Raw genomic sequence first — 3172 nt, 5'->3', positions numbered from 1 at the left:
GCTGCGGTCTGCGCTGTCGGTTGGCATGGCGGCATAGTGGAAAAGGCTGAGGATAAGGCGTTTCGTGCAGATTCTGCCAGATTTGCGCTGCGCAGGCAAGCGGGATAAGTGTGCAAACGTTCAGATTCGCTCGAATGTATGATAAGCAGTATTTAGCAACATTATGATAAATTTATCTTTTTTGAAAGATCGCAGGAGTGTAATTCAGATTATTATGCCAATAATATTGGCATGTTTTTCAGCATTATTTTTCTACTATGTGAATTCAAATATCGAAGAATTCCGTAATTGGCCTAACCTGAAATATAAATCTGGAGACAGCACGACATATCTTGACGCAGGAAACTGGCTTATAGGGAAAGCTGAATTTCATGAAGTTAAGCAAAGCGTGGCGATTAGACCATTTTTTTATCCTTTAATTGTAGCACTGTTAGAGGCAGCGCATCCTTGGGCTGTTTTAGTTTATCAATTTATATTATGGGAATTGCAGATACTGATTGTTTATTTCTGTGGAATATTAATAAGCCGATCAGCAGTAACGTCTTTTGTTCTTTCTTTATTTTGCGTAAGCATACTATCTCCAATAGGCATTTCCCTCCATGTGCTCGCTGAGACAACCTCTTCTTTTCTACTTGTTATTTCGCTATTTTTTTTGATTTATTACGCTACGTGCGGCAGTAGTATTTTTCTCTTTTTCTATCTCTTTGCGCTGTCATTATGTTCTGTAGTTAAGCCGTTATACTTCTATATATTTATTTTTAATTCCTTGTTAGGCCTTTTTTTTTGGAGAAAAAAAAATATAGTCGGAACACTTTTATTCCTACTGATTATGGTTCCAATATCATTCCAGCTCTACATTATGAAGAACAATTTTAATATTAACAATATTTCTTTTGTTGATACTTTAGCTGTTAACGATTACTTTCTTTGTAGACTTGAATTGTATAAAAGAAGAATAGAAAAAGAAGAAAACAGCATGAAAATTATAAAAACAATACGAGATGCTAGAAGGAATGCTATTGTAAAACTAATTGACAGGTATGGATACCGCGAAACTGGTATTGTTGTCAGTAAAGAATTTAATGAAAACATGAGAACGTATCCATATGATACTTTAAGGCTATTCATAGATTTAGTAATTGAGAATTCAAAGCAATCATCTTCTTTTCTTCCAGCCAAAACCTATTTACGGGAAAAGAGATTTTTTTTTATCAGCTTATGGCAAAGCGATTTTTTACGGACAATAAACATTTTATCGTTACTTATTTTCCTATCCATCTGTTTTTACTTTAAAAGTCATGCGCATAGAAAATATATTATTGTTAATATATCCTTATTTTTTTCCGTGTATGCAACGTACATAGCTAACGGAATAACATTTTGGCAAGGCGATCGTTTTATTATTCCTATTTATTTTATCAGTGCTATATGGTTTTTTATTCAAATCAACACCATATTGGATATAATTTCAGTATATAAAAAATGAGAGAGCCAATTATGGAGCCTGTTCTTCGTAATTTAAGAATAGGAAGAGTGTTGAATGAGATCAAGAAAGTGCCAAATTGCATGCTTCTTGATGTTGGATGCGGTTTTAATCATAAGTTTTTATCAACCGTTGAGCCGTATATTGCTCAAGGGGTAGGGATTGATTTTAAGGTACCCAACGTATCATTCAGGAAAATTCGCGCAATTCAAATGAAATTGAATGAGACCATGCCTTTTCATAATGATTCATTCAATATCGCGACAATGCTTGCAGTCCTTGAGCATCTTGAAAAACCAAAGCAAATTCTTGATGAAATAGCTAGAGTTTTGCAAGATGAAGGAAAACTGATCCTGACTGTGCCAGGAAAGCGGGCGAAACCTGTGCTGGAATTTCTTGCTTTCAAGCTTGGTATCGTCAATAGGGCGGAGATTGAAGATCATAAAAAATATTATGATCTTACTGATCTGCAAGAACTTGCAGATCAGAGTGGAAAGTTTGAAATTGTGCATCATAGATATTTTCAATTTGGCATGAACAACTTCTGTGTCATGAAAAAGATCTAATAAAATAACGATAAAATCAGCATCTATTAAATGTGTGAACTTTATGAATATACATGACGGGAAAATTTTAAAGTTGTCGATTGTTATTCCCGCTTACAACGAGGAGAAAACACTAAATACAGTGATCTATGCTGTGCAGGCAGTTGACCTGCCACTTATCAAGGAAATCATCCTTGTTGATGATGCCTCAACAGACAGCACGCGGCAGATCATGGAACAGCTGCCTGACAGCAACATAGTCAGAGTGTTTCATAAAAACAACCAAGGCAAAGGCGCGGCTCTGCGTTCCGGCTTCGCGGCTGCGACAGGTGACATCCTCTTGATTCAGGATGCGGACTTAGAATATGATCCTGCGGAGTATCCAAAGCTGCTCCAGCCGATTCTTGATGATAGGGCCGACGTGGTGTACGGCTCACGCTTTGTTGGTTCCGAAGCGCACCGAGTGCTGTACTTCTGGCACATGATGGGCAACCGCCTGCTGACCCTGCTTTCCAACATGTGCACCAATTTGAATCTGACCGACATGGAGACCTGCTACAAGGTTTTCCGCCGGGAGGTGGTGCAGCAGATCGTCATCAAAGAAGATCGCTTTGGCTTTGAGCCCGAAATCACGGCCAAGGTGGCCCGCACAGGCTGCCGGATTTATGAAGTCGGCATTTCCTACAGTGGACGCACCTATGCTGAAGGCAAAAAAATAGGCATAAAAGACGGTTTCCGCGCTCTATACTGCATTATCAAATATCGCTTCTTTGCTGACTGATCCCGCCTGCGGCAACAAAACCGCCGCTGTCATTGTCACCCACAACTCGCAGGCGGTGCTGGGCCGCTGCCTTGCCGCCTTGTCCGCGCAGACCGCGCCGCCGGTGCAGACCGCGCTGATTGATTCCGGCTCGGAGGACACTGCCTATCTCCAGCCTTATGTCGATAAGCCCAGCTTCATTGTCCGCTTTGCCGAGAACATCGGCTTCAGCCGGGCCAACAACATCGGCTGGCAGGCGGTGCGGCAAGAGGCGGAGGCGGTGCTCTTCCTCAACCCGGACGCATTTCCCGCCCCAGAGAGCTTGGAGCTGGCCTGCGCCTTTCTTGCCGCAAACCCGGCAGTCGGCTGCGTCGGCGGCAGGCT

The 3172-nt window shown here is 41.4% G+C and carries 4 protein-coding genes; all 4 read left to right on the top strand.

Annotated features, from left to right (window positions below; genetic code table 11):
- Positions 1–214 precede the first annotated feature (214 nt).
- The gene (locus tag ACNKID_RS06220) at positions 215–1486 is read left to right on the top strand and encodes a hypothetical protein (RefSeq protein WP_417912569.1); all 1272 of its coding nucleotides are present in this window, start codon (positions 215–217) and stop codon (positions 1484–1486) included.
- Between the two features lie 11 nt (positions 1487–1497).
- On the top strand, positions 1498–2049 hold the full coding sequence (locus ACNKID_RS06215) for a class I SAM-dependent methyltransferase (protein ID WP_417912568.1): 552 nt from the start codon (positions 1498–1500) through the stop codon (positions 2047–2049).
- A 43-nt stretch (positions 2050–2092) separates the two neighbouring features.
- On the top strand, positions 2093–2809 hold the full coding sequence (locus tag ACNKID_RS06210) for a glycosyltransferase family 2 protein (RefSeq protein WP_417912567.1): 717 nt from the start codon (positions 2093–2095) through the stop codon (positions 2807–2809).
- The coding region (locus ACNKID_RS06205) for a glycosyltransferase family 2 protein (protein ID WP_417912566.1) at positions 2799–3172 on the top strand (374 nt) is incomplete at its 3' end. The genes ACNKID_RS06210 and ACNKID_RS06205, both read left to right, overlap by 11 nt.

Origin of the sequence: Candidatus Electronema sp. TJ, from assembly GCF_048287355.1 — a bacterium.
Taxonomy (GTDB): Bacteria; Desulfobacterota; Desulfobulbia; order Desulfobulbales; family Desulfobulbaceae; genus Electronema.
The sequence above is the reverse complement of the archived record's forward strand: the minus strand, read 5'-3'. Positions and strand labels throughout refer to the sequence as shown.

Coding starts and splice junctions, on each gene's coding strand:
- ACNKID_RS06220 (WP_417912569.1), top strand. CDS start 215: ATGCCAATAATATTGGCATGTTTTTCAGCATTATTTTTCTACTATGTG.
- ACNKID_RS06210 (WP_417912567.1), top strand. CDS start 2,093: ATGAATATACATGACGGGAAAATTTTAAAGTTGTCGATTGTTATTCCC.
- ACNKID_RS06215 (WP_417912568.1), top strand. CDS start 1,498: ATGGAGCCTGTTCTTCGTAATTTAAGAATAGGAAGAGTGTTGAATGAG.